Source organism: Caenispirillum bisanense (assembly GCF_039523075.1).
GTDB classification, from domain to species: domain Bacteria; phylum Pseudomonadota; class Alphaproteobacteria; order Rhodospirillales; family Rhodospirillaceae; genus Caenispirillum; species Caenispirillum bisanense.
On record NZ_BAAAEP010000010.1, the window covers coordinates 46,256 to 70,444 of the forward strand.

The window sequence follows — 24,189 nt, forward strand, 5'->3', positions numbered from 1 at the left end:
AGTTCTTGTCATGCGATTCCCACTGCTGCGAGCCCTCTGCACATTTGGCCTCGTGTTCGCCGTTGTCAACGACGGTGCCCGCGCCCAGGCCGCCGATGCCGAAACCGTGAAGATCCTGGCGTTGGGCGACAGCCTGACCGCCGGCTACAACCTGCCGCCGGGCGATGCCTTCCCGGTGCGCCTGGAAGCCGCCCTGCGCGACCGCGGCCATGCGGTGCGGGTGGTGAATGCCGGCGTCTCCGGCGACACCACCGCCGGCGGGCTGGCGCGGCTCGGCTGGCTGCTGGACGGCGAGGCGCCGGACGCGGTGATCGTCGAGCTGGGCGCCAACGACGCCCTGCGCGGCCTGCCGCCGCAGAAGGCGGAGGAAAACCTGGCCGCCATCCTGCAATCCCTGGCCGACCGCAACATCCCGACCCTGCTGGCGGGAATGTATGCGCCGCGCAACCTGGGCCCGGAATACATCGCCGCCTTCGACGGCCTCTACCCCCGGCTGGCGGAGCGGTTCGACGTGCCGCTTTATCCCTTCTTTCTGGAAGGGGTGGCGTTGCAGGACCGCTATCTGCTATCGGACGGGTTGCACCCCAATGCCGAAGGGGTGCAGGTTATGGTCGACAACATCCTGCCGCACGTCGAGGCCCTGGTCGAACGGGCCCGCCAGACAAGCGGCTGAGGCTGCGGAGGCATGACGGGGGAGCGGTTCCATCACGCGCTCGGGCGCGGCAGCGACTGGCGGTCGTGCATCGCCGACTGCCTGTCGCGCCTGCCGCAGGAGACGGCGGCGGCAGGACGCGGGCCGGGCTTCCTCTACGCCACCCGGCCGCTGGCCGGGGACATCGGCGTGATCCTGACCGTGCTGCGGGAGTTCACCGGCGTCGAGCACTGGGTCGGCGCCGTCGGCTCCGGCGTCATCGGCTGCGGCGAGGAGGAACACGATGGCCCCGCCCTGTCGGTGATGATCGCCGACCTGCCGGCCGACGACTGGCGGCTGCTGCCCACCCTTATGCGCGACGGCGACAGCCTGGACGAGGAGGTGATGGACTGGGTCGGCCCGGTGGCGCCGGTGCTCGGCCTTGTCCACGGCGACCCGGAAAACGCCGCGCTGCCCTTCGTCATCCACGATCTGGTGGACCAGACCGAGGGCTTCCTGGTCGGCGGCCTGACCGCCGATGCCGCCGATGCCTCCGCCCCGCTGCAGGTGGCCGGGCTGCCCACCCGCGGCGGCCTGTCCGGCGTGCTGTTCAGCGGCCATGTGCCGGCGGTGGTGGGGGTGAGCCAGGGCTGCCGGCCGCTCGGCCCCTGGCACACGGTGACCGAGGCCGCCCGTACCGCCGTGGCCCGGCTGGACGGCGCCCGCCCGCTCGACCTGCTGTGCCGCGAGACCGGCGCCCGCACGCGCGAGGCGCTGCACCGGCTGGCCGGCGTGGTGGGGGTGGGCGTGCCGGTGGAGGGGTCGGACCGCGGCGACTTCACGGTGCTGCCGCTGGTCGCCATCGACCCCAAGGCCGGCTGGATCGCCACCGGCTCCATCCTGCGGGCTGGCGACCGCCTGCGCTTCGTGCGCCGCGATGCCGACACGGTGGAGGAAGACATGCGCCTGATGCTGCGGCGGCTGAAGGACCGGCTGCGAGGCCGCCAGCCGCGCGGCGGCGTTTATGTCGGCTGCCAGGGGCGCGGCGGTACCCTGTTCGGCGCGTTCCCGCGCGAAGCCCGGCTTATTGCGGAAGAGTTGGGCCCGGTTCCGCTGACCGGCTTTTTCGGCAGCGGCGAGATCAGCCATAATCGGCTCTATTCCCATTCCGGCGTGCTGACGCTGTTCCTGTAGGGATCACCGCCGCCGCCGGCCTGCAGACCGGAAAAGGACGCTCCCATGATCCGCCTCTTCGTCGGTCTCGACCTGCCGCCCGACCTGTGCGACGCCCTGCAGCGGCTGACCGGCGGCATCCCCAACGCCCGCTGGACCCCGCCCGAGAACTACCACATCACCCTGCGCTTCATCGGCGAGGTGGACGAGGACCAGTGCGACGACATCCACGACGCCCTGACCGAGGTGCGGGCGCCGGCCTTCCCGCTGTCGGTGGCCGGGCTCGGCTCGTTCGAGGCCGGCAGCCGCGCCCATACCCTGTGGGCGGGGGTGGACAAGGAACCCGCCCTGCTGCACCTGCGCGACAAGGTGGAGCGCGCCGTGGTCAGCGCCGGGATGGAGCCGGAGCGGCGCAAGTTCCAGCCCCACGTCACCCTGGCGTCGGTGAAGCAGGCGCCGCTGCACAAGGTGCAGGACTTCATCGCCCACCATAACCTGTTCCGCGCCCCGCCGTTCCGGGTGGAGCGGTTCACCCTGTTCTCCAGCGAGCTGGGACGGACCGGGCCGGTCTATACCGCCGAGGCCGACTACCCGCTGGACCTCGCTGCCGCCGCCCCGGCCTCCGCCGCCCCCGTCGAGGCCGCCGCCACCGCCGAGGCGGCCGGGCCTCAGGGCAGGGGGCGGGGGGCGTAGGGGGCTTCCGCCGCCTCCATGATGCGCTTCCAGGTACGCGCCGGCAGGCCGCCGCCGGTGACGTTGGCGGTGGGGCTGCCGCTGTCGTTGCCCATCCACACCCCGGCGACGGCATTGGCGCTGTAGCCGATGAACCAGGCATCGCGGTTGTTCTGGCTGGTGCCGGTCTTGCCGGCGACATCGCGGCCGGCGATGCGGGCGGCGGTGCCGGTGCCGGCCGGCGAGGCGATCACCGCCCGCAGCATGCGGTTCATGTCGCTGACCACCGTCGGCTCCGCCACCCGGCCGGTGCCGCCGCCGCTGCGGCGATAGATGACCTCGCCGTCGCGGGTGCGGATCTCGGCAATGCCGTGCGGCACCACCCCCCAGCCGCCGTTGGCGAAGGGCACATAGGCGCCCGTCAGGTCGAGCAGCGAGGTTTCCGCCGTGCCGAGGGCGATGGACAGATCCTTGGCGATGGTGGTGGTGATGCCGAAGCGGGTGGCGGCGCGGCGCACCCGCTCCACCCCCGCCTGCTGCGCCAGCCGCACCGCCACCGTGTTGGTGGAGCGCGCCATGGCCTCCGTCAGGGTGATGGGGCCGAGGAAGCGGCCGTTGAAGTTGGCGGGGCTCCAGGTGCCGACGGTGATCGGCCCGTCGGTGATCAGCTGCTCCGGCGTCAGGCCGAGTTCCAGGGCGGCGGCGAAGACGAAGGGCTTGAAGGCGCTACCCGGCTGCCGCAGGGCCTGGACGGCGCGGTTGAACTGGCTGGAGCCGTAGTCGCGGCCGCCGACCATGGCCCGCACGCCGCCATCGGGCGCCAGCACCACGGCGGCGGCCTGGGTGACCTTCAGCTCCGCCCCTTCCTGGGCCAGCGCCTCGGCGACGGCGGCCTCGGCCACCGCCTGCACCTTGGGGTCGAGGGTGGTGACGACGGTCAGGTCCTTGTCGACCTTGCCGATGTAGCCGTCCAGGCTGTCCATCACCCAGTCGGCGAAGTGGCGCCCCGGCGAGCCGCGCCGCAGCCCGTCCACCGCCAGCCCCTGGGCCGCCTGCTGGGCCTGGTCCGGCTGCAGCCAGCCGGCCACCACCATGTTGTTGAGCACCTCGCGCGCCCGGCCCGCCGCCAGGTCGGGGTTGGCGACGGGGTTGTAGCGGCTGGGCGCCTTCATCAGCCCGCCCAGGATGGCCGCCTGCCACAGGCTGACGTTGCGGGCGGAGACGCCGAAGTAGCGCTGCGCCGCCGCCTCCATGCCATAGACGCCGGCCCCCAGGTAGACGCGGTTGAGGTAGATGGTGAGGATCTGGTCCTTGGTGAACCGCTGCTCCAGCCACAGCGCCAGCAGCACTTCCTGCACCTTGCGCTTCACCGTGCGGTCGTGGGTGAGGAACAGGTTCTTGGCCACCTGCTGGGTGATGGTGGACCCGCCCTGCACCACCCGCCCGGCGCGGTAGTTGACCACCGCCGCACGCGCCAGGCCGATGACGTCGAGGCCGAAGTGGCCGTAGAAGCGCCGGTCCTCGGTCGCCAGGATGGCCTGGGCCAGATAGGGCGGCACGTCGTGGACGGTCACCACGGCGCCGTAGACATCGCCGAAGCTCGCCAGTTGGGTGCCGTCGGCGGCCACCACGGTGACGCCGGGGCGGCGGGTGATGACGTCGACGTCGTCCACCCGCGGCAGGTCGTAGGCGAACCACGCCAGCACCGCGAGGCCGGCGACGATGCCCCAGACGCCGAGGGTCAGCGTCCACCGTACCAGCGCCCAGCCCCACGACCGCCGCCGGCGGCGCGGGCCGCTGCCGCGCCGGCCGTCGTTGCGACGCGGCCCGCGGCCGCCGTTGCCACCGCCACCACCACCGTTGCCGGAGCCGCCGTCATCGGCGGCCGGCTCGACGGCGGCGGGGCGCGGCCGTCGCGGGCGGGCAGGCTCCGCCGCCACCGGTCGCGGCTTGGCAGCGGCGGGGCGGGCGGCGACGGGCTCCTTCTTCTTGCCGGTGCGGCGGCGCACCGGCGCCGAGTCGCGGCTGCCGGCACTGCTGGTGGGCAGCCGGTCCTCCAGGGTGACTCGCAATCCTCCCGAGTCGCGGGGCCTGTCGACAGACGACACGCCCTCCGCAGCGGGGGGAACCGACTCGTTGGTAATCCTCACGTCCTGCGCCTTCGGCAGTAGGTTGGCTTGACCATAGGGTGTAGTTGGGGTTTGCGATTGGTGGCAGAGAATGTAGAGTTCCCACCTCAGACGCAAGCCGGCACGGGGACCAAAGACCGGCGAGTCGCACGAGGGAAAGCTTTTTCAACGACTTCACCGACTGAGGAGCGGCGGTGGTGAGCGAGACGAAGTTTTCTGACACCCTGGGCGCGGCGCTCATGTGCCGCCTGTCCGACCTGGCGCGCGACGCCGGCCAGTCGGTCGAGGACTGCCTGCGCGAGGCTGTCGCCGAATACGTGGCAAGCCGCGAGGACTTCGCCCTCAGCCTGGCGAGACTGGACGAAGCGCGCGAGGAACGGGTGTTCCTGCGCGTCGTCGGCGAATAACTCCATCCGTCGTCGCCTTGGGCGACACGTCCCGATCCTGCGCCTGTCACCGCTGAGGTCGGTCCGTCCGGCCGGTGGCAGCCGTGCCAGTGACGCAACCGCCGGCTGCCTCGGGCGCCGGCGGTTTCGCGTTTTGCACCGCGGCTTGCGGAATCGGCCTTCCTGCTCACCATCCAAGGGCCGGGGATTGCAGCAGAGTCGGGCGGCGGCCGGCTGGCATGGCGGTTGCTGCGCTGTGCCCATCTGCTGATCGAGGACCGCCCCATGACTCCCCACCCCCTGCCGCCCGCCGGTCCTCCGCCCTCGCCCCTGGCCCGCTGGCGAACCCGCGCCGTCGAGAGTGTGTTGCGCGAGGCGCTGACCCTCGTCGGCGCCACCACCGACGATGACGAGGCGGCGGCCCTGCTGGTGCCGCTGTTCTTCGCGCCGAGTCACGCCTACCACCTCAGCGACCGCGACCGGCTGACCGTGGCGGCGCTGGCCTATGCCCTGCGCACCTGCCTCGGCGACCGCAGCGGCTGCGCCGTGGCCTGGAGCATGGCGCAGGACCTCATAAACGACCTTCTGCTGCGCACCGGCGAAGACGCAGCGGCCGGCTGACGGGGCGGCGCCGGGGCCGCCGCGGATCATCCTTTGGGATAGCGCCTTGCGCCGAAAGCCGGCGGGTGCGTAAGCTTTCCGTCGAGCGGGCGCAGGTTCGGCCGTCCGCGCCTCCCTCGGTGGCTCCCCGGCATGCCCGATCGGTCCCTGGCTTCCTCACCGTCCCCGGATGCGGCGGCGCCGCGGCGCGAGTGGCATCTGTTCGTGCCCAAGCTGATTACGGCCCTGCGCCAGGGCTACGGCTTCGGCGATCTGCGCGCCGACCTGATCGCCGGCCTGACCGTCGCCATCGTCGCCCTGCCGCTGGCCATGGCGCTGGCCATCGCCTCCGGCACCACGCCCGACAAGGGGCTGGTGACCGCTATCGTCGCCGGCTTCCTGATCTCCGCCCTGGGCGGCAGCCGCTACCAGATCGGCGGCCCGACCGGCGCCTTCGTGGTGGTGGTGTTCAACGTCATCGCCGAGCACGGCTATGACGGCCTCGTGCTCGCCACCCTCATGGCCGGCGCCATGCTGGTGGTGCTGGGCTACGGCCGCATCGGGACGTACATCAAGTACGTGCCCTACCCGGTGGTGACAGGCTTCACCGCCGGCATCGCCGTCATCATCTTCACCAGCCAGATCAAGGACCTGCTCGGCCTGACCATGGACACGGTGCCGGCCGACTTCCTGTCGAAGGTGGCCGCCTATGCCCAGGCGCTGCCCACCGCCGACGCCGCCACCATGGCGGTCGCCTTCGGGTCGCTGGCGCTGATCCTGGTCATCCGGCGGCTCAAGCCGGGGCTGCCGATCTTCCTCATCGCCGTGGTGGCGGGGTCGCTGGCGGTGGCCCTCGTCGGGCTGCCGGTGGATACCATCGGCTCGCGCTTCGGCGGCATCCCGACCACCCTGCCGACGCCGGTGTTCCCCGAAATCACCTGGCAGCGGCTGGTGGACCTGAGCCCGTCGGCCTTCACCATCGCCTTCCTGGCCGGCATCGAAAGCCTGCTGTCGGCGGTGGTGGCCGACGGCATGACCGGCCGCAAGCACCGCTCCAACTGCGAGCTGGTGGCGCAGGGGGTGGCCAACATCGGCTCCGCCCTGTTCGGCGGCATGCCCGCCACCGGCGCCATCGCCCGCACCGCCACCAACGTCCGCTCCGGCGCCCGCACGCCGGTGGCCGGCATGGCCCATGCGGTGTTCCTGCTGGTGTTCGTGCTGGCGCTGGCGCCGCTGGCCGCCTTCGTGCCGCTGGCGAGCCTCGCCGCCGTGCTCGTGATCGTGGCCTGGAACATGAGCGAGGTGAAGCACGTCCGCCACCTCATGAAGGCGCCCATGGGCGACCGGGTGGTGCTGCTGCTGACCTTCGGGCTGACGGTGATGGTCGACCTGACCGTCGCCATCGAGGTCGGCGTGGTGCTGGCGGCCATGCTGTTCATGCACCGCATGGCCAACGCGGTGGAGGTGCAGACCCACACCCACCTCATCGACGACGACGAGGACGACTTCACCCGCCCGCGCACGCCGGACTACGAGCCGCTGCCGGAGGGGATCGAGGTCTACCAGATCTCCGGCCCGTTCTTCTTCGGCGCCGCCGCCAAGCTGGGGGACGTGCTCGACAAGCTGCGGCGGCCGCCGCGGGTGTTCATCCTGCGCATGCGCCTGGTGCCGCTGATCGACGCCACCGGCGGCCACGCCCTGCAGGAGTTCCTGCACCGCTGCCGCGGGCACGGCACCCGCGTCATCCTGTCGAACGTGCAGCCGCAGCCGCGGCAGGTGCTGGCCGAACTGGGCTTCCGCGAGGACGACCACCTGGGCTTCACCCCCGACACCCCGACCGCCATCGCCGAAGCCACCGCCCTGCTGCGCGCCGGCCGCTGAGCAAAAAACCGGCGGCGAGGCTTCCCCCACCGCCGGTTTTCCTATGCCCGTCGCCCTTCCCGGGGCCATCCCCCAGCTTGCCCTGCAAGCTGGCCGGCGCGACCGCGCCGCGCGGCTTATGCCGCGGGAGCCAAGCGCGCGACGAGCGCGCGCCCGGCGCCTGAGGGACAAAAAAACTCAACCCTGCTGCTGGGCGGCCTGGACGCGCTCGCGGTACAGCTGCACGAAGTCGATCGGCTGCAGCATCAGCGGCGGGAAGCCGCCGTCGCGGGTGATGTCGGCGATGATGTTGCGGCAGAACGGGAACATCAGGCGCGGCGCCTCGATCATCAGCAGCGGCTGCAGGTGTTCCTGCGGCGCCGTCGCCTGCACCACCGCGCCGTAGACCAGTTCCATCACGAAGCCCGGCTTGCCGTCGACGTTGGCCTTGATGTCGAAGTGCAGGGTGACCTCGAAGTGGTTGCCGCCCAGCTGGCGCACGCGCACGTCGACGGCGATGGGAATCTCCGGCGCCTTCTGCATCTGGCTGAAGATTTCCGGCGCGCCCGGCACCTCGAAGGACATGTCCTTGATGTACTGGCCGGCGATGGCAAGGCCGATGCGGCCTTCCTGCGGCTGAGCGGACTGGGCACCGTTGGCGCCGTTGGCGCCGTTACCTTCGGTCATCGGAACACTCCCTGGGTCTTGGGTTCGGGCACAGGGCTAGCACGCCGCCGGGCGACTGGCAACCGCTCCGCCCGGCGCATTTGCCGGCGGTCAGGGGCGCGGCGGACCGGGCCGCGGCGGCAGGGAGCCGTCGCCCTGATCGTCGCCGGCAGGCGGCGGCGTCTCGTCGACCTCGCGGAACTCGCCCTCGATCTCGTAGGGGCGGCGCGGCGGGGCGGAGGGGCGCTCGGCGAAGTCGCCGGTGAAGGTGGCGGAATAGTGCACGCGGCCCGACTTCACCAGCGCCGGCACCACGCCCTTGCGCAGCCACGCCCGCACCGGCGGCAGGAACAGCAGCAGCCCGACGGTGTCGGTCACGAAGCCCGGCGTCAGCAGCAGCACGCCGGCCACCAGCAGGCAGGCGCCGTCGAACACCTCGCGCAGGGGCATCTCGCCGCGGGCCATCGCCTCCTGCGCCCGGCCGAGGGTGGCAAGGCCCTGCTGGCGCAGCAGGAAGGTGCCGGCAAAGGCGGTGGCGACGACGATGGCGATGGTCGGCCACAGCCCGATCAACCCGCCGACCTGGATGAAAACCGCGATCTCGATGATCGGAACCGCGATGAACAGGCCCAGAATGATGAGTGGCATGCTTGCCCTTTGCCCCCTCACGGCTTATTTACGGGGGAACGAGTGTAGGCCCCCTCCTGGTGTCCGGCAGGCGGATTGCTTTGTCCGTCCTGCCTTTTCCATGTAGCGTAGCGGAGGGGGCTGGTCCAGCCCTGGGGTGGAGCGGCAGCCGACTGATGAACGAAGGATTCCAGTTCGTCGACATCATCTTCCTGGCCCTGGTCGCCGGGTTCCTCATCCTGCGCCTGCGGAGCGTGCTCGGCCGGCGCACCGGCGACGAGGAGATGCGCCGCCAGCAGGCGGAGCAACGCTACGCCGCCAAGCGGCAGGGCCCGACCACGGACGATCGCGGCAACGTGATCGAGCTGCCGGGCCGCAAGCCGGCGCCGCAGGAGGAGGATCTCGACCTCGGGCCCTACGCCGGCACGCCGGTCGAGCCCGGCATCCGCGCCATCAATGCGGCCGATCCGTCGTTCGAGCCCAACGGCTTCCTGCGCGGCGCCCGCGCCGCCTTCGAGATGATCGTCGAGTCCTTCGCCCAGGGTGACAAGGATGCCCTGCGGCCGCTGCTGGCCGACGAGGTCTACCGCAACTTCGCCGCCGCCATCGATGCCGACCGCGCCGCCGGCCACAGCCGCGAAGCCCGCATCCTCGGCATCAAGCGGCTGGAGATGCGCGATGCTGCTATGCGCGGCCGCGACGCCGTGGTGACGGTGCTGTTCCAGAGCGAGCAGATCAACGTGCTGCGCGATGCCTCCGGCACCGTCATCGACGGGCACGAGAAGGAAGGCATCGACGTCACCGACGTGTGGACCTTCGCCCGCGACACCGGCAGCCCCGATCCCAACTGGCAGCTCGTCGCCACCACCGCCCCCGAGTGATCGTCGCCCCATGCGCCTGTCCCCGGTCCGTCTGACCACGGCGGTGCGCCGGCTTGCCGCCGGCGCCGCCCTCGCCCTGCTGCTCACCGCCTGCGGCGAGGAGCCGCCGCCGGCCCCCACGCCGGAGGTGCCGCGGGCGAGCCTGGAGCGCACCAGCTTCCAGGCGCTGCCCGGCTGGCAGGCCGACCGGCTGGACGAGGCCATGCCGGCGCTGCGGTCCTCCTGCGACCGCATGGCGCGGGGCAACAGCTACCCCGCCGCGCCCGAGTTTCTGACCGAAGATGCCCGCGCCGCCTTCCCCGGCGCCGCCGCCTGGCGCGATGCCTGCGCCGCCCTGCTGGCGGTGCCGGCCGGCGCCGGCGTGCGGCTGCGGCAGGTGCTGACCACCTGGTTCGCCCCCTTCGCCGTCGCCGATGCCGCCACCGGCAGCCGCGACGGCACCTTCACCGGCTATTACGAGGCGGAGCTGCGCGGCTCGCCGGTGCGTCAGGGGCGCTATCAGATCCCCGTCCACGGCGTGCCGTCCGATCTGGTGTCGGTCAACCTGCGCGCCTTCGACGACAGCCTGCCGGCGCAGACCCTGGTCGGGCGCGTCGACGGCGGCAAGCTGGTGCGCTACCACGACCGCGCCGCCCTGGAAACCGGTGCCGCCGGCGCCGCCGCGCCGGTGGTGATGTGGACCGACGACGCCGTCGACCTGCACGTCCTGCACATCCAGGGCAGCGGCCGCGTGGTGCTGCCCGACGGCACTACCACCCGCCTGTCCTACGCCGGCAACAACGGCTGGAAGTTCGTCGGCCTCGGCCGCATCCTGCTCGATGCCGGGGTGCTGCCGCCGGGGCAGGGCAGCATGCAGCACATCCGCGCCTGGCTGAAGGCCAACCCGCAGGTGGCGGCCGACTACATGCGCCAGAACCCGCGCTACATCTTCTTCCGCCGCAACGACGGCGCCGGCCCCATCGGCGCCCAGGGCGTGCCGCTGACGCCGCTGCGCTCCATGGCCGTCGACACCCGCTTCATGCCCATGGGGGCGCCGCTGTGGCTGGATGCGGTCGACCCCGACGGCCGGCCGCTGCAGCGCCTGATGGTGGCGCAGGATGTCGGCTCGGCCATCAAGGGGCAGGTGCGCGGCGATTTCTTCTGGGGCACCGGCGAGGGCGCGCTGGCCCATGCCGGCCGCATGAAGAGCACCGGCCGCTACTTCGTTCTGCTGCCGGTGGCGGCGCGGTCCTGAGTTTTCTTGTCAGGCGGCGCGCGAGACCGCATCCTTGGGCGACTCGCCGGCCGTCCTGCCGCGACGTTCCCGACCACAAGGTATCGCAGCCGCATGTCCGACCTCGCCGCCGCCCGCCGCCCCGACAGCCCGCACGTCGGCCTGTTCGTCACCTGTCTGGTGGACGTCTACCGCCCGACCGTCGGCTTCGCCACCCTGTCGCTGCTGGAAAAGGCCGGCTGTCGCGTCACCGTGCCGGAGTGCCAGACCTGCTGCGGCCAGCCGTCGTGGAACACCGGCGACCGCGAGGCGACCAAACGGGTGGCGCGGCCGCTGATCGACGCCTTCGTCGGCTTCGATTACGTGGTGCTGCCGTCGGGCAGCTGCGCCGGCATGATCCGTTACTACCCCGACGTCTTCCAGGGCGACCCGGTCTACGGCCCGAAGGCGGAGCAGCTGGCGGCCAAGACCTTTGAAATCACCAGCTTCCTGACCGATATCATGGGCTGGAACGACGTCCGGGCGAGCTACCGCGACAGCGCCACATACCACGACAGCTGTTCGGGGCTGCGCCAGCTCGGCATCAAGGCGCAGCCGCGGGCGCTGCTGGCCAAGGTGGAGGGGCTGGAGCTGGTGGAGATGCAGCGGCCGGAGGAATGCTGTGGCTTCGGCGGCACCTTCTGCGTCAAGTACGGCGAAATCTCCGACCGCATGGTGACCGACAAGGTGACCGATGTGGACACCACCGGCGCCGGCACCCTGATCGCCGGCGAGGTGGGATGCCTGCTCAACATGGCGGGCAAGGCCAAGCGCCTGGGCCATCGCGTCAAGGCGCGGCATGTGACGGAAGTGCTGGCCGGCATGGCGGACACCCCCGCCATCGGCGACGACCGCTGACGGAGAAAGCCGCCATGAACGCCACGTCGCACCGGTTCAAGCAGAACGCCCACGACGCCATCGCCGACGAGAAGCTGAAGAAGGCGCTGTCGACCATGAAGGTCGGCTTCCGCGAAAAGCGCGCCGCCGCCATCGCCAAGCTGCCGGAGTTCGAGGCCCTGCGCGATGCCGGCCGCGACCTCAAGAACCACGTGCTGGAAAACCTCGACCACTACCTGATGCGGTTCGAGGAGCGGGTGGTCGAACAGGGCGGTCACGTCCACTGGTGCCGCGACGCCGAGGAAGCGCGCCAGACCATCCTGCGCATCTGCCGCGACAAGGGTGCGAAGACGGTCACCAAGGGCAAGTCGATGATCGCCGAGGAGATCGCCCTCAACCACTTCCTGGAAGAGAAGGGCATCGTTCCGGTCGAGACCGACCTTGGCGAATACATCATCCAGCTGCGCCACGAACCGCCCAGCCACATCATCGCCCCGGCCATCCACGTGTCGAAGGAGATGGTGGCCGACGCCTTCCGCGAGACCCACAAGCAGTACCCGGCTGACCGCCCCCTGAGCGAGCCGCGCCAGCTGCTGGACGAGGCCCGCGACGTGCTGCGCGGCCAGTTCATCCAGGCCGACGTCGGCATCACCGGCGCCAACATGCTGATCGCCGAGACCGGCTCGACGGTCATCGTCACCAACGAGGGCAACGGCGACCTCACCCAGCTGCTGCCGCGCACCCACATCGTGCTCGCCAGCATCGAGAAGATCGTGCCGACGCTGGACGACGCCTGCACGGTGCTGCGCCTGCTCGCCCGCTCCGCCACCGGGCAGGAGATGAGCAGCTACACCACCTTCTCCACCGGCCCGCGCCGGCCGGAGGACCGCGACGGGCCGGAGGAATTCCACGTCGTGCTGCTGGACAACGGCCGCTCCGGCATGCTCGGCACCGAGTTCCAGGACATGCTGCGGTGCATCCGCTGCGCCGCCTGCATGAACCACTGCCCGGTCTACGGCGCCGTCGGCGGCCATGCCTATGGTTGGGTCTATCCCGGCCCCATGGGCAGCGTGCTGACGCCGGCCCTCATCGGCATCGAGAACGCCGCGCCGCTGCCGCACGCCTCCACCCTGTGCGGGCGGTGCGAGCAGGTGTGCCCCATGCGCATCCCGCTGCCGAAGATGCTGCGCCACTGGCGCGAGAAGGAGTTCGAGCGCAATCTGGCACCGCCGCGCGTGCGCCAGGCCATGAACGCCTATGCCTGGCTCGCCACCCGCCCGCGCCTGTGGCGCTGGTACACGGCGGCGGTGGCGCGCGGGCTGGCGCTGTGGGGCGGCAAGCGCGGCCGCATAGCCTCGCTGCCCCTGGCGCGGGAGTGGACCGCGGTGCGCGACATGCCGGCGCCGGAAGGCGAGACCTTCATGCAGCGCTACCGGCGGCAGCAGAAAGGAGCCCGCTGAGGCATGGCCTTCGACGTCCCCCGCCCCAAGCCCAACAAGCGCGACGTGGTGCTGCACGAACGGCTGCAGGAGGCCTATGACGACGGCCGGCTGATCGTCCACACCGACTTCATGCGCCTCAACCGCACCGACAGCCCGGTGTTCAGCCCGTGGATCAACGTGGTGCCGCTGCTGACCATGCTGCTGCTGGCGCTGGTGCTGCTGTTCCTGGCCGGCCTGCTGGTGGGGACGGTGGCGCTGGTGTTCGCGGTGCTGATCTATGTGCTGATCGTGCGGCCGTGGACTGCCCAGACCGTCCACAAGCGGGCGGTGGCGCTGATGATGAGCGATGCCGGATCGTGGATGCGGCTGTGGGCCTTCGGCGGCATCGTGCTGCAGCTGGCGGCCAACCCGCGCATCGGCTGCGCCGCGCCGGATGGCGACTGGCGCGCCTTCACCTCCCGCTATTTCACCGAGAAGCCGGCCGGCGACCACGGCCTGTCCATCGCCTGACACCGCCGACGATCCCGAGAGGCTGTCCCGCATGACCAGCGACACCCGCACCCACATCCTGTCGCGCATCCGCCGCTCCCTCGGTCGCGGCGAGCTGCCGGAGGACACCCGCGCCGCCCTCGACGCCGGGCTGGCGGCGCCGCGCCCCGGCGTGGTGCCGGCCCGCGCCGCCGGCAGCCGGCAGGAGCTGGTGGAGCGTTTCGTCACCATGGCGACGGCCGCCGCCGCCAGCCTCGATCGCATCCCCGGCGCCGCCGCCCTGGCGCCGGCGGTGGCGCAGTGGCTGGCCGCCCACAATCTGGCGCCGGAGGTGGTGGCCGCCCCCGATGCCGCCGTCGACGGGCTGGAAGGGCACGGCACCCTGACCGTGAAGCGCGGCGTCGCCCATCCGGCCGATCAGGTCAGCGTCACCCCCTGCTTCGCCGGCGTGGCGGAAACCGGCACGCTGGTGCTGGTGTCGGGCAACCAGACCCCGACCAGCCTCAACTTCCTGCCCGACAACCACATCGTGGTGATCCGCGCCAGCCAGGTGGTGGGCGGCTATGAAGAGATGTGGGCCCGGCTGCGGGCGGCCGGCGCCCTGCCGCGCACCGTCAACATGATCACCGGCCCGTCGCGCACCGGCGACATCGAACAGACCATCCAGCTGGGCGCCCACGGGCCGCGCCGGCTGCATATCGTGCTGATCGACGATGAGGCGGCCTAGGCGTCACCGCAGCCTGACGCCCGAAGAGGCGGAGCTGTGGCGCGCCGTCATGAAGGACGCGGAGCCGCTGCCGCCCCGCCGCGCCCGCAAGGCCAGCCGCGACGTGCCGCCCGGCGCGCCGCCGCCGGAGCCGGAGCCGCCGCCGCCGTCGCCCATGCCGCCGATCCCCCGGCCGGCGCCGAAAGGCCGCCCGGCAGCCGCGCCGCCCCCGCCGCCGCCCGCCGCGGCGGCCAGCCGGCCGCATGCCCTCAACCACGGCGACACCATCGGCATCGACCGCCGCACCGCCGGCCGCTTCGTGCGCGGGCGGATGGAGATCGACGGCCGCCTCGACCTGCACGGCATGACCCAGGAAAGCGCCCACCGCGCCCTCTGCGCCTTCCTCGCCCGCGCCCATGACCACGGCCACCGCTGCGTCATCGTCGTCACCGGCAAGGGCTCACGCGGCGAGGGCGGCGGCGTGCTGCGGCGCAAGGTGCCGCAGTGGCTCAACGATCCCGGCCTGCGCCAGCGCATCCTCAGCTTCGTCCACGCCCAGCCGCAGCACGGCGGCGAGGGGGCGCTCTACGTCCTGCTCAAGCGGCACCGGCCATCATGACCCCCTTCGGCAAGCGCATGCGCGAACTGCGCGAGGCGCGCGGCATCACCCTCAAGGACATGGCCGCCGACCTGGGCGTCACCGCCGCCTACCTGTCGGCGCTGGAACACGGCCATCGCGGACGGCCGGGGCCGGGGCTGGTGATGCAGATCTGCGGCATGCTCGGGCTCATCTGGGACGAGGCGGAGGACCTGAAGCGCCTCGCCGCCCTGTCGCTGCCCAAGGTGACCATCGACACCGGCGGCCTCAGCCCGCTCGCCACCGAGTTCGTCAACCGGCTGGCGGCCCGCATCCGCCACCTGGACGATGCGACGCTGGTGGAAATGCTGGAACGACTGGAGCCGAAACGGCGTTCCGGCTGACGAACTGCGCCCCACGATCGCCATGGTCGGCGGCTACAAGGGGCAGGCATACTGGAACACCGCCCGGCGCCCGTCTCGCGCGGCCTGCGGCGGCGGCACCACGGAGGACGATGGCTTGAAGACAGTTCTTTCGCGCATCCTGACGGCGGCGGTGCTCGCCGTGGGCCTGGCCGGCGCCGCCGGGGTGCCGGCCGCCGACGCGGTGGTGAAGGCGCAGACGACGCCGGACCAGCAGCAGGTGCTGTCGCAGGCGGAGCGCTACATCAACAGCATCGGCACCCTGCAGGCGCGCTTCCTGCAGCTGTCGTCCACCGGCCATTCGGTGGAAGGCGACGTGTTCATGCACCGCCCCGGCCGCATGCGGCTGGAGTACGAGGACGCGCCCATCCTGATGGTCGCCAACGGCCGCCATCTCATCTACGTCGACCAGCAGCTGGACCAGGTGAGCTACCTCGGCCTCGACCAGACGCCGGTGGGCGTGCTGCTGCGGCCCAACGTCAGCTTCGCCGACCCCGACATCACCGTCACCGCCGTGCGGCGCGCCTCCAACGTCGCCGAGATCGACGTGGTGCAGACCAAGGATCCGGGCGCCGGCATGCTCACCCTGGTGTTCACCGAACAGCCGTTCGAGCTGCGCCAGTGGCGGGTGCGCGACGCCCAGAACGTGGAAACGGCGGTGTCGCTGTTCAACGCCCGCACCGGCATGGACCTGCCCGGCAGCCTGTTCCAGTTCAGCGAATCGCGCGATCGCCTCAATCCCATGGGGCGTAAGTGAGGCGGGCCACGGCGCGCCCGCTTGCCTATGAAAAAAGTGATAGCTGATCTGCGCTGAAGGTCTTGCCGAGCCGGGGGCATCTCCCCACATCACGCTTGCCCGGAGGGTCTCCCCCCCTCGCCCTCCGGGTGAGGATCTGGCGCCCCCCCTGCCAGATCTCTCCCCTCGGCTCGATGAGCCCTGCGCCCGGTCCGGATCCCCCCCTGGACCGGGCGCTTCCCTTTCCGGGCAGCCTTCCTGCTATACTTCCGGCCCATTCAGCCCGTACCGGGAGACCTGCACCGTGGCCTTCGTCGTTCCTGCCCCCGCCGTTCCCGCCGTTCCCGTGGAAGGCACCGACGACCTGTTCCCCGTCCGCCGCATCTTCTGCGTCGGCCGCAACTACGCCGCCCATGCCCGCGAGATGGGCGCCGACCCCAATGCCGAGCCGCCGTTCTTCTTCACCAAGCCGGCCGATGCGGTGGTGCCGCCGGGCGGGGCCGTGCCCTATCCGCCGGCCACCGCCGACCTGCACCACGAGGTGGAGCTGGTGGTGGCGCTGGCCAAGGGTGGCGCCGACATCGCCGCCGAGGCGGCGCTTGATTGCGTGTACGGCTATGCCGTCGGCATCGACCTCACCCGCCGCGACCTGCAGGCGGCCGCCAAGAAGGGCGGCAAGCCGTGGGACATGGCCAAGGGCTTCGACGCCTCCGCCCCGGTCTCCGCCATCCGCCCGGTAGCGCGCTGCGGCCATCCGTCCGACGGCGCCATCACCCTGGCGGTGGACGGCGTGACGCGGCAGAGCGGCGACCTGTCGGACATGATCTGGTCGGTGCCGGCGATGATCGCCTACCTGTCGACCCTGGTCATCCTGCGCCCCGGCGACCTGATCTTCACCGGCACGCCGGAAGGCGTCGGCGCCGTCGCCCGCGGCCAGACCATGACCGCCAGCGTCGAAGGCGTCGGCGAGCTGACGGTGACGCTGGCCTGATGAAGATCGTCACCTGGAACGTCAACTCGGTCCGCCTGCGGCTCGACCTGGTGGAGCGGCTGACGGACGAGCTGGCGCCCGACGTGGTGTGCCTGCAGGAAACCAAGTGCCCGGACGACCTGTTCCCGCACGAGGCGCTCACGCGCCTCGGGTGGGAGCACGTCGCCTGCCACGGGCAGAAGGGCTACAACGGCGTCGCCATCCTGTCGCGGCGGCCGCTGCGCGAGGTGCGCACCCAGGCGTGGTGCGGCCGCCCCGACTGCCGCCACCTGATCGCCGAGGTGGACGGCATGGAGGTCCACAGCCTCTACATCCCCGCCGGCGGCGACGAGCCGGACCCGGAGAAAAACCCCAAGTTCGCCAACAAGCTGCGCTTCCTCGACGAGCTGACGGAGTGGTTCGCCGCCTCCTACGGCCCGCGCGACCCGCTGGTGCTGGCCGGCGACTTCAACGTCGCGCCGCTGCCGACCGACGTGTGGGACCACAGGAAGCTGCTGAAGGTGGTCACCCACACGCCGATGGAGACCACCCGCCTCGCCCTGCTGCAGCAGACGCTGGGCTGGATCGACACCACCCGCGCCTTCGTGCCGCCCGACGAGCACGTCTTCACCTGGTGGAGCTACCGCGCCGCCGACTGGCGCGGCGCCAACAAGGGCCGCCGCCTGGATCACGTGTGGATCACCCCGGCGCTCGCCGACCGGCTGTGCGGCTGGGAGGTCCATGTGGATGCCCGCGACTGGCCCCAACCCAGCGATCACGCCCCGGTGGCGGCGGTGCTGCGGGAGTAGCGGCGGTGCCCTTTTCCCTTCTCCGCCGGGGGCGCTGTGGTATACTCGGGCGCTTCCGCCCGACGGCGCGAAAGCCATTCTGCCACATCATTTTTTCAGGCCGCTTTTCGACATGAAACTGACCATCGAACGCTCCGTCCTGCTGAAGTCCCTCGGACATGTTCAGAGCGTCGTGGAGCGGCGCAACACCATTCCCATCCTGTCCAACGTCCGCCTCGACGCCACCGGCGAAGGGCTGAAGCTGAACGCCACCGACATGGACCTTGAGATCATCGAGGCGGTGGCGGCGGAAACGGCGCAGCCCGGCGCCACCACGGCGCCGGCCCACACCCTGCACGACATCGTGCGCAAGCTGCCCGACGGCTCGCAGATCGAACTGACCTACGACAGTGCCGACAGCCAGCTGTCGCTGCGCTCCGGCCGGTCGCGCTTCTCGCTGTCGTGCCTGCCGGTGGAGGACTTTCCGGCCATGGTGGGCGGCGAGTTCAGCCACACCTTCCGGCTGGCGGCGGCCGACCTGCGGTCGCTGATCGACCGCACCCGCTTCGCCATCTCGACCGAGGAAACCCGCTTCTACCTCAACGGCATCTACCTGCACGCCGCCAAGTCCAACGGCGTCGACGTGCTGCGCGCCGTGGCCACCGACGGTCACCGCCTCGCCCGGTTCGAGGTGCCGCTGCCCGAGGGCGCCGGCGGCATGCCGGGCATCATCGTGCCGCGCAAGACGGTGGGCGAGCTGCGCAAGCTGATCGAGGAAACCGGCATGGAGGTCTCCGTCAGCCTGTCGGAAACCAAGATCCGCTTCGCCTTCGACGATGCCGTGCTGACCTCCAAGCTGATCGACGGCACCTTCCCCGACTACGAGCGGGTGATTCCGACCGAGAACGACAAGATCCTGGAAGTGGACCGCAAGCTGTTCGCCGAGGCGGTGGACCGCGTGTCGGCCATCAGCACGGAAAAGAGCCGCGCCATCAAGGTCAGCGTCGAACGCGGCGTGCTCACCCTGTCCGCCTCCAGCCCCGAGGCCGGCTCGGCGGTGGAAGAGGTGGAAGCCCGCTACGAGGCGTCGCCGCTGGAGATCGGCTTCAACTCCCGCTACCTGCTCGACATCATGGCGCAGATCGAGGGCGAGGCCGCCCGCTTCGACATGGCCGACGCCGCCAGCCCGACCGTCATCCGCGAGGTCAACGACGGCTCGGCGATCTACGTCCTGATGCCCATGCGGGTGTGACGGGCGCGATTTTGCGTGACGGCGGGCCTTTCTGCAGCGCGCCCGAGGGCGGGCCGGCGGGCTCCGGCGGCATGGCGGCCGACGGGGAGCGCATCGGCGTGACCCGCCTGACGCTGACCGATTTCCGCGCCTACGCCCACCTGCGGCTGGACGTGGACCTGCGCCCGGTGGTGCTGACCGGCCACAACGGCGCCGGCAAGACCAACCTGCTGGAGGCGCTGTCCTTCCTGTCCCCCGGCCGCGGCCTGCGGCGGGCGAAGCTGTCGGAGGTCGGCCGCCGCGACGCTCCCGCCGCGCCCTACGGCGGCTGGGCGGTGGCGGCGCGGGTGCACGGGCCGCTCGGCGACGTCACCATCGGCACCGGCCGCGAGCCAGGCCCCGGCGACCGCCGCACGGTACACATCGACGGCGAGACGGCCCGGTCCCAGGGCGACCTCGGCCACTACGTCACCGCCCTGTGGCTGACGCCGGACATGGACCGGCTGTTCCAGGAAGGGGCGAGCGGCCGCCGCCGGTTCCTCGACCGCATGGTCTACGGCCTCGACCCGGCCCATGCGGCGCGCACCGCGGCCTATGAAACCGCCATGCGCCAGCGCAACCGGCTGCTGCGCGACGGGCGGATGGACAAGGCCTGGCTGGCCGGGCTGGAAGATGCCATGGCCACCCACGGCGTCGCCGTGGCGGCGGCGCGGCGCGACTTCATGGGCCGGCTGACGGCGGCGCTGGCGGAGGCGGAAGGGCCGTTTCCGCGGGCCGGCGTGGCGCTCGACGGGCTGGTGGAAGGGTGGCTCGACACCCTGCCGGCGGTGGATGCCGAGGATCGCCTGCGCGATGCCCTGGCCGCCGCCCGCCGCCGCGATGCCGAGGCCGGCACCACCGCCGAAGGCCCGCACCGCACCGACCTGAAGGTGACCCACGCCGGCAAGGGCGTGCCGGCCGAGCAGTGTTCCACCGGCGAGCAGAAGGCGGTGCTGATCGCCCTGGTGCTCGCCCAGGCCCGCATCCAGGCCTCGCTGCGCGGCACGGCGCCGCTGCTGCTGCTGGATGAAGTGGCGGCGCATCTGGACGATGACCGCCGCCGCGCCCTGTTCGACCGGCTGGCGGCGCTCGGCGCCCAGAGCTGGCTGACCGGCACCGACCATGCGCTGTTCGCCGGCTTCGGCGACCGCGCCCAGTATCTCACGGTGAAGGACGCATCCGTGTCCGCCGCCCGTTTGTCCTGAAACGAGAGTGTCCCATGACCGAACCCCAGGCCGTCCCCGTCTACGACTCCAGCTCGATCAAGGTTCTGAAAGGGCTGGAGGCGGTGCGCAAGCGTCCCGGCATGTACATCGGCGACACCGACGACGGGTCGGGCCTGCACCACATGGTCTACGAGGTGGTGGACAACGCCATCGACGAGGCGCTGGCCGGCTGGTGTGACCGCAGCGAGGTCATCCTCAACGGCGACGGCTCGGTCACCGTGCGCGACAACGGCCGCGGCATTCCGGTGGACATCCACAAGGAAGAGGGCGTGTCGGCGGCGGAAGTCATCATGACCCAGCTGCATGCCGGCGGCAAGTTCGACCAGAACAGCTACAAGGTCTCGGGCGGTCTGCACGGCGTCGGCGTGTCGGTGGTCAACGCGCTTTCGGAATGGCTGGACCTGCGCATCTGGCGCGACGGCAAGGAATACTACGCCCGCTTCGAAAACGGCGAGACGGTGAAGCACCTGGAGCTGGTGGGCGACGCGCCGTGGGACGCGCGGCGCAACAAGCCGCAGTCGGGCACCGAGGTCACCTTCAAGGCCAGCACCGACATCTTCACCATCACCGACTACGAGTTCGCGACGCTGGAACACCGCCTGCGCGAACTGGCGTTCCTCAACTCCGGCGTCTTCCTAGTGCTGATCGACCGCCGCCACGCCGAGCCGAAGCAGACCGAATTCCACTATGAAGGCGGCATCGAGGCCTTCGTCCGCTACCTCGACCGCGCCAAGCAGGCCCTGCACGAGCCGCCCATCAGCGTGGCCGGGGAAAAGGACGGCATCACCGTGGAAGTGGCGCTGGAATGGACCGACGCCTACCACGAAACCATGCTGTGCTTCACCAACAACATCCCGCAGAAGGACGGCGGCACTCACCTGGCCGGCTTCCGCGCCGCCCTGACCCGCACCATCAATGCCTACGCCACCGAAACCGGCCTGCTGAAGAAGGAAAAGGTGCAGCCGACCGGCGAAGACATGCGCGAGGGCCTGTCGTGCGTGCTGTCGGTGAAGGTGCCCGACCCCAAGTTCTCCAGCCAGACCAAGGAAAAGCTGGTCAGTTCCGAGGTGCGGCCGGTGGTGGAAACCATCGTCGCCGACAAGCTGGCGCAGTGGTTCGAGGAACACCCGCAGGAAGCCCGCCGCATCGTCGGCAAGGTGGTGGAAGCCTCCGCCGCCCGCGAGGCCGCCCGCCGCGCCCGCGAACTGACCCGCCGCAAGGGCGCGCTCGACATCGCCAGCCTGCCCGGCAAGCTGGCCGACTGCCAGAACCGCGACCCGGCCGCCTCCGAACTGTTCATCGTCGAGGGTGACTCGGCCGGCGGGTCGGCCAAGCAGGGCCGCGACCGCGGCTTCCAGGCCATCCTCCCCCTGCGCGGCAAGATCCTGAACGTGGAGCGGGCGCGCTTCGACAAGATGCTGGGCAGCCAGGAAATCGGCACGCTGATCACCGCGCTCGGCACCGGCATCGGGCGCGACGACTTCACGCTGGACAAGCTGCGCTACCACAAGATCATCATCATGACCGACGCCGACGTCGACGGCAGCCACATCCGCACCCTGCTGCTGACCTTCTTCTTCCGCCAGATGCCGGAACTGGTGGAGAAGGGGCACCTCTACATCGCCCAGCCGCCGCTCTACAAGGTGACGCGCGGCAAGTCCTCCACCTACCTGAAGGACGACCGGGCGATGGAGGAATACCTGGTGGGCGCGGCCATTGACGACGCCGTGCTGACCCTGAACAGCGGCGCCCAGATCTCCGGCGCCCACCTGCGCGAGCTGGTGGAGAAGGGCCGGCAGGTGAAGACCCTGCTGCACAACATGACCCGCCGGGTGCCGACGCGCCTGCTGGAACAGGTGGCCATCGCCGGCGCCTTCAACCCGGAAACCCTGGCCGACCCCGCCAAGGGCCAGGAGGCGGCGCAATACGTCGCCCGCCGCCTGGACCTGCAGGAGGACGAGCACGACAAGGGCTGGACCGGATCGGTGCAGGACGACGGCGCCATCGTGCTGGCGCGCACCCTGCGCGGGGTGACGGAAACCCACGTCATCGACGCGCTGGCCGTCCACAGCTCGGAAGCCCGCCGCCTGAACGCCATGGCCGAGGAGCTGAAGGAATACTACTTCAAGGTGGCGGTGCTGAAGATCAAGGACGCGGAGCGCCAGATCCGCGGCCCGGTGCAGCTGCTCGACAGCTTCATCGAGGTCGGCCGCAAGGGCCTGTCCATGCAGCGCTACAAGGGCCTGGGCGAGATGAACCCGGACCAGCTGTGGGAAACGACGCTCGACCCCAACGCCCGCAGCCTGCTGCAGGTGAAGATCGCCCACGCCGATGAAGCCCAGGAGGTGTTCTCGACGCTCATGGGCGACATCGTGGAACCGCGGCGCGAGTTTATTCAGGAGAACGCGCTAAACGTGACGAATCTGGATGTGTGAGCGTCAAATGCCGGGGATGATTTTATGAAGGTTGTATACTGCGGCGGCCAAGGCTATGTAGCCGGCCGCTCCAGCTGCCAAGCTAAAATGAAAAAAAGCTATTCTTTGCTCGAGCATTTCACCAGCAATTTCTCTGTACCTTTGTTCAGGTATAACGTCGCGAATACGCTTGCTCCAGGCCAAGAACTCCTTCCGCGACAAGTGGCCCTCGAAGGCTGCAATACCAATATGGACGGCACCTGACGCGATGGCGAGCGTCGCGAGGACCGTTTCTAGAAGCGCCAGTTGCGGTCCCCCGATCGAACTTCCTGTCAGTATCCGTCCGATAGTGACGAGGACCGCAACAACCGAAAGAAACGAATCTCTAAAAAGAGATGATGCTAGGTTTTTTGTTCTCTGCGAAAGAGTATCGGATAGGGACTTTACGTTCTCTATGAGTTTCTTCTGGTCTTCAATGTATTTATCAATCTTTCCTTTCAGGAAGGCTTGATACGTCTCTCGAGTATCGGCCTGAATTTTCGGGAATCGCGTCAGAATTTCGGAGAGTCCGTCGCCCCACTGTGGAACATCATTTAATGCCTCTGCGATCTTGAGGCGGGTGATCATTATCCTTTCTTCTGTATATGGATCCTGATTTGCGTTGATCCAATTAAAAAACGATGAGAAATCGCATAGTTCTTGATACCCAATGTTGGTATTCTGAGGGTCTAGCTTTAACTCAATTTTTGTTTCGGCTTTTATTATAATTCTATTGCCAGATAGTATCTCGGTGGAGAGGCTGGCTACCATGTGAGCGAATGCCATTCGCCGTACCGCTTGCGCCGCAGCGCAGTCTGTTGCGGGGGCTATCGGCCAGAGCAGATTAGGGCAAGGCGCCCCCGCTCCTTCATGAATGGTGACGCGTCGCCTTAGGTCTTCGTCTTGTACCTCAACGTTAGCAGGAGCTTCCGGGACGTAAAGTCTGGCTCGCCTTTCTAACGGAGATATGTACAGAGTTGCGCCGGCGCGAAACATTTTGTCGACGCTGGGAGAGATGATTTTATGGCACTTTCGCAGCTTTTCCAGGAATTCCGCTCGGAATGTAATTCCTGCACCGGAGTACATTGCTTCTTCAAGGCTGCCCGGATTGAAGAATAGGATGACGGAGTCGGCGTCCCCGAAGTAGTGCTCGGCGATCGCTGGCCGCACTATTCGAAGCTCCGTAGACTTCTCCACGTACAGGTCTTCAGCGCTGCCAGTCTGCTGGACTGCAAAGAGGTAGTCGCGAAGTGCGACTACCTCCGGCGGAATGTTCCCGTTCCACTGAAGCCTTGTGTTGTTGTCTCGCCAGTCCTCGATAATGCTGACGCCAGTGGCCGCTCGCGCTCTCTGGGCGGCGCGGAAAATATCCCTTAGTGGATCAGGAATCATTAGA

24 protein-coding genes are annotated in these 24,189 nt (G+C 69.9%); 20 read left to right on the forward strand and 4 right to left on the reverse strand.

The features are described from left to right. The first annotated feature begins 52 nt into the window (after positions 1-52). Genes ABD056_RS06775 through thpR form a run of 3 tightly spaced genes read left to right on the forward strand, consistent with a single transcriptional unit; the run spans position 53 to position 2,497 of the window. Positions 53-673 (forward strand): arylesterase, encoded by a 621-nt coding sequence (locus tag ABD056_RS06775; protein WP_343865654.1) that lies wholly within the window; start codon positions 53-55, stop codon positions 671-673. A 12-nt stretch (positions 674-685) separates the two neighbouring features. After that, the gene (locus tag ABD056_RS06780; protein ID WP_343865656.1) at positions 686-1,825 is read left to right on the forward strand and encodes an FIST signal transduction protein; all 1,140 of its coding nucleotides are present in this window, start codon (positions 686-688) and stop codon (positions 1,823-1,825) included. 45 nt (positions 1,826-1,870) lie between these two features. Continuing rightward, entirely contained in the window at positions 1,871-2,497 is a 627-nt protein-coding gene (gene thpR / locus ABD056_RS06785) for an RNA 2',3'-cyclic phosphodiesterase (RefSeq protein WP_343865658.1), read from the forward strand. Here thpR and ABD056_RS06790 read toward each other — a convergent pair. After that, on the reverse strand, positions 2,473-4,548 hold the full coding sequence (locus ABD056_RS06790) for a transglycosylase domain-containing protein (RefSeq protein ID WP_343865659.1): 2,076 nt from the start codon (positions 4,546-4,548) through the stop codon (positions 2,473-2,475). The genes thpR and ABD056_RS06790 overlap by 25 nt on opposite strands. Positions 4,549-4,802: 254 nt before the next feature. On the opposite strand from ABD056_RS06790, the gene ABD056_RS06795 reads away from it, so the two are divergent. The 3 genes from ABD056_RS06795 to ABD056_RS06805 all read left to right on the forward strand — a co-directional run bounded on the left by ABD056_RS06795 (position 4,803) and on the right by ABD056_RS06805 (position 7,472). Beyond that, positions 4,803-5,012, forward strand: coding sequence for a ribbon-helix-helix protein, CopG family (locus ABD056_RS06795; RefSeq protein ID WP_343865661.1), 210 nt, complete (start codon positions 4,803-4,805; stop codon positions 5,010-5,012). A 264-nt stretch (positions 5,013-5,276) separates the two neighbouring features. Next, complete coding sequence (locus tag ABD056_RS06800) at positions 5,277-5,612, forward strand: hypothetical protein (RefSeq protein ID WP_343865663.1); 336 nt, start codon at positions 5,277-5,279, stop codon at positions 5,610-5,612. Positions 5,613-5,816: 204 nt separating this feature from the next. Then, entirely contained in the window at positions 5,817-7,472 is a 1,656-nt protein-coding gene (locus ABD056_RS06805) for a SulP family inorganic anion transporter (protein ID WP_343865665.1), read from the forward strand. Between the two features lie 177 nt (positions 7,473-7,649). Here the strand turns inward: ABD056_RS06805 and secB are convergent, their stop codons facing one another. Together secB and ABD056_RS06815 are read right to left on the reverse strand one after the other, a co-directional pair. After that, the gene (secB, locus tag ABD056_RS06810) at positions 7,650-8,138 is read right to left on the reverse strand and encodes a protein-export chaperone SecB (protein WP_343865666.1); all 489 of its coding nucleotides are present in this window, start codon (positions 8,136-8,138) and stop codon (positions 7,650-7,652) included. 90 nt (positions 8,139-8,228) lie between these two features. Continuing rightward, positions 8,229-8,765 (reverse strand): FxsA family protein, encoded by a 537-nt coding sequence (locus tag ABD056_RS06815; protein ID WP_343865668.1) that lies wholly within the window; start codon positions 8,763-8,765, stop codon positions 8,229-8,231. Positions 8,766-8,920: 155 nt separating this feature from the next. On the opposite strand from ABD056_RS06815, the gene ABD056_RS06820 reads away from it, so the two are divergent. From ABD056_RS06820 to gyrB, 14 genes are all read left to right on the forward strand, one after another. After that, positions 8,921-9,625: a Tim44/TimA family putative adaptor protein gene (locus tag ABD056_RS06820; protein ID WP_343865670.1), complete on the forward strand. Its 705-nt coding sequence runs from the start codon at positions 8,921-8,923 to the stop codon at positions 9,623-9,625. A 10-nt stretch (positions 9,626-9,635) separates the two neighbouring features. Continuing rightward, entirely contained in the window at positions 9,636-10,859 is a 1,224-nt protein-coding gene (mltA, locus tag ABD056_RS06825) for a murein transglycosylase A (RefSeq protein ID WP_343865672.1), read from the forward strand. Between the two features lie 93 nt (positions 10,860-10,952). Continuing rightward, complete coding sequence (locus ABD056_RS06830; RefSeq protein WP_343865674.1) at positions 10,953-11,735, forward strand: (Fe-S)-binding protein; 783 nt, start codon at positions 10,953-10,955, stop codon at positions 11,733-11,735. Positions 11,736-11,749: 14 nt separating this feature from the next. Further along, the gene (locus ABD056_RS06835) at positions 11,750-13,174 is read left to right on the forward strand and encodes a LutB/LldF family L-lactate oxidation iron-sulfur protein (RefSeq protein ID WP_343865676.1); all 1,425 of its coding nucleotides are present in this window, start codon (positions 11,750-11,752) and stop codon (positions 13,172-13,174) included. Between the two features lie 3 nt (positions 13,175-13,177). Then, positions 13,178-13,666 carry a hypothetical protein gene (locus ABD056_RS06840; RefSeq protein WP_343865678.1) on the forward strand — a complete coding sequence of 163 codons (489 nt, stop codon included), beginning with the start codon at positions 13,178-13,180 and terminating at the stop codon, positions 13,664-13,666. A 31-nt stretch (positions 13,667-13,697) separates the two neighbouring features. Next, a complete protein-coding gene (locus ABD056_RS06845) occupies positions 13,698-14,372 on the forward strand; it encodes a LutC/YkgG family protein (protein ID WP_343865680.1) in 675 nt (224 codons plus the stop codon). Then, a complete protein-coding gene (locus tag ABD056_RS06850; RefSeq protein ID WP_343865682.1) occupies positions 14,359-14,970 on the forward strand; it encodes a Smr/MutS family protein in 612 nt (203 codons plus the stop codon). The genes ABD056_RS06845 and ABD056_RS06850 overlap by 14 nt, the downstream gene beginning before the upstream one ends. Then, positions 14,967-15,332, forward strand: a complete 366-nt coding sequence (locus ABD056_RS06855) for a helix-turn-helix domain-containing protein (protein ID WP_343865684.1) — start codon at positions 14,967-14,969, stop codon at positions 15,330-15,332. The genes ABD056_RS06850 and ABD056_RS06855 overlap by 4 nt, the downstream gene beginning before the upstream one ends. A 115-nt stretch (positions 15,333-15,447) precedes the next feature. Continuing rightward, positions 15,448-16,107 carry a LolA family protein gene (locus ABD056_RS06860; RefSeq protein WP_343865686.1) on the forward strand — a complete coding sequence of 220 codons (660 nt, stop codon included), beginning with the start codon at positions 15,448-15,450 and terminating at the stop codon, positions 16,105-16,107. Positions 16,108-16,390: 283 nt separating this feature from the next. Further along, positions 16,391-17,077: a fumarylacetoacetate hydrolase family protein gene (locus ABD056_RS06865; protein WP_343865688.1), complete on the forward strand. Its 687-nt coding sequence runs from the start codon at positions 16,391-16,393 to the stop codon at positions 17,075-17,077. Further along, positions 17,077-17,865, forward strand: a complete 789-nt coding sequence (locus ABD056_RS06870) for an exodeoxyribonuclease III (RefSeq protein ID WP_343865689.1) — start codon at positions 17,077-17,079, stop codon at positions 17,863-17,865. The genes ABD056_RS06865 and ABD056_RS06870 overlap by 1 nt, the downstream gene beginning before the upstream one ends. 112 nt (positions 17,866-17,977) lie before the next feature. Next, positions 17,978-19,096 (forward strand): DNA polymerase III subunit beta, encoded by a 1,119-nt coding sequence (gene dnaN / locus ABD056_RS06875; RefSeq protein WP_343865690.1) that lies wholly within the window; start codon positions 17,978-17,980, stop codon positions 19,094-19,096. 71 nt (positions 19,097-19,167) lie between these two features. Further along, on the forward strand, positions 19,168-20,319 hold the full coding sequence (recF, locus tag ABD056_RS06880) for a DNA replication/repair protein RecF (RefSeq protein ID WP_343865691.1): 1,152 nt from the start codon (positions 19,168-19,170) through the stop codon (positions 20,317-20,319). 14 nt (positions 20,320-20,333) lie between these two features. Next, positions 20,334-22,775: a DNA topoisomerase (ATP-hydrolyzing) subunit B gene (gene gyrB / locus ABD056_RS06885; RefSeq protein ID WP_343865693.1), complete on the forward strand. Its 2,442-nt coding sequence runs from the start codon at positions 20,334-20,336 to the stop codon at positions 22,773-22,775. 3 nt (positions 22,776-22,778) lie between these two features. Here the strand turns inward: gyrB and ABD056_RS06890 are convergent, their stop codons facing one another. Continuing rightward, entirely contained in the window at positions 22,779-24,185 is a 1,407-nt protein-coding gene (locus ABD056_RS06890; protein WP_343865695.1) for a hypothetical protein, read from the reverse strand. Between the last annotated feature and the right edge of the window lie 4 nt (positions 24,186-24,189).

What these genes read in the sequence shown, in the direction of transcription:
- ABD056_RS06800 (WP_343865663.1), top strand. Translation starts at nt 5,277, where the DNA reads ATGACTCCCCACCCCCTGCCGCCCGCCGGTCCTCCGCCCTCGCCCCTG.
- thpR (WP_343865658.1), top strand. Translation starts at nt 1,871, where the DNA reads ATGATCCGCCTCTTCGTCGGTCTCGACCTGCCGCCCGACCTGTGCGAC.
- dnaN (WP_343865690.1), top strand. Translation starts at nt 17,978, where the DNA reads ATGAAACTGACCATCGAACGCTCCGTCCTGCTGAAGTCCCTCGGACAT.
- ABD056_RS06780 (WP_343865656.1), top strand. Translation starts at nt 686, where the DNA reads ATGACGGGGGAGCGGTTCCATCACGCGCTCGGGCGCGGCAGCGACTGG.
- secB (WP_343865666.1), bottom strand. Translation starts at nt 8,138, where the DNA reads ATGACCGAAGGTAACGGCGCCAACGGCGCCAACGGTGCCCAGTCCGCT.
- ABD056_RS06890 (WP_343865695.1), bottom strand. Translation starts at nt 24,185, where the DNA reads ATGATTCCTGATCCACTAAGGGATATTTTCCGCGCCGCCCAGAGAGCG.
- ABD056_RS06845 (WP_343865680.1), top strand. Translation starts at nt 13,698, where the DNA reads ATGACCAGCGACACCCGCACCCACATCCTGTCGCGCATCCGCCGCTCC.
- ABD056_RS06830 (WP_343865674.1), top strand. Translation starts at nt 10,953, where the DNA reads ATGTCCGACCTCGCCGCCGCCCGCCGCCCCGACAGCCCGCACGTCGGC.
- mltA (WP_343865672.1), top strand. Translation starts at nt 9,636, where the DNA reads ATGCGCCTGTCCCCGGTCCGTCTGACCACGGCGGTGCGCCGGCTTGCC.
- ABD056_RS06855 (WP_343865684.1), top strand. Translation starts at nt 14,967, where the DNA reads ATGACCCCCTTCGGCAAGCGCATGCGCGAACTGCGCGAGGCGCGCGGC.
- ABD056_RS06815 (WP_343865668.1), bottom strand. Translation starts at nt 8,765, where the DNA reads ATGCCACTCATCATTCTGGGCCTGTTCATCGCGGTTCCGATCATCGAG.
- ABD056_RS06870 (WP_343865689.1), top strand. Translation starts at nt 17,077, where the DNA reads ATGAAGATCGTCACCTGGAACGTCAACTCGGTCCGCCTGCGGCTCGAC.
- recF (WP_343865691.1), top strand. Translation starts at nt 19,168, where the DNA reads ATGGCGGCCGACGGGGAGCGCATCGGCGTGACCCGCCTGACGCTGACC.
- ABD056_RS06820 (WP_343865670.1), top strand. Translation starts at nt 8,921, where the DNA reads ATGAACGAAGGATTCCAGTTCGTCGACATCATCTTCCTGGCCCTGGTC.
- gyrB (WP_343865693.1), top strand. Translation starts at nt 20,334, where the DNA reads ATGACCGAACCCCAGGCCGTCCCCGTCTACGACTCCAGCTCGATCAAG.
- ABD056_RS06840 (WP_343865678.1), top strand. Translation starts at nt 13,178, where the DNA reads ATGGCCTTCGACGTCCCCCGCCCCAAGCCCAACAAGCGCGACGTGGTG.
- ABD056_RS06835 (WP_343865676.1), top strand. Translation starts at nt 11,750, where the DNA reads ATGAACGCCACGTCGCACCGGTTCAAGCAGAACGCCCACGACGCCATC.
- ABD056_RS06850 (WP_343865682.1), top strand. Translation starts at nt 14,359, where the DNA reads ATGAGGCGGCCTAGGCGTCACCGCAGCCTGACGCCCGAAGAGGCGGAG.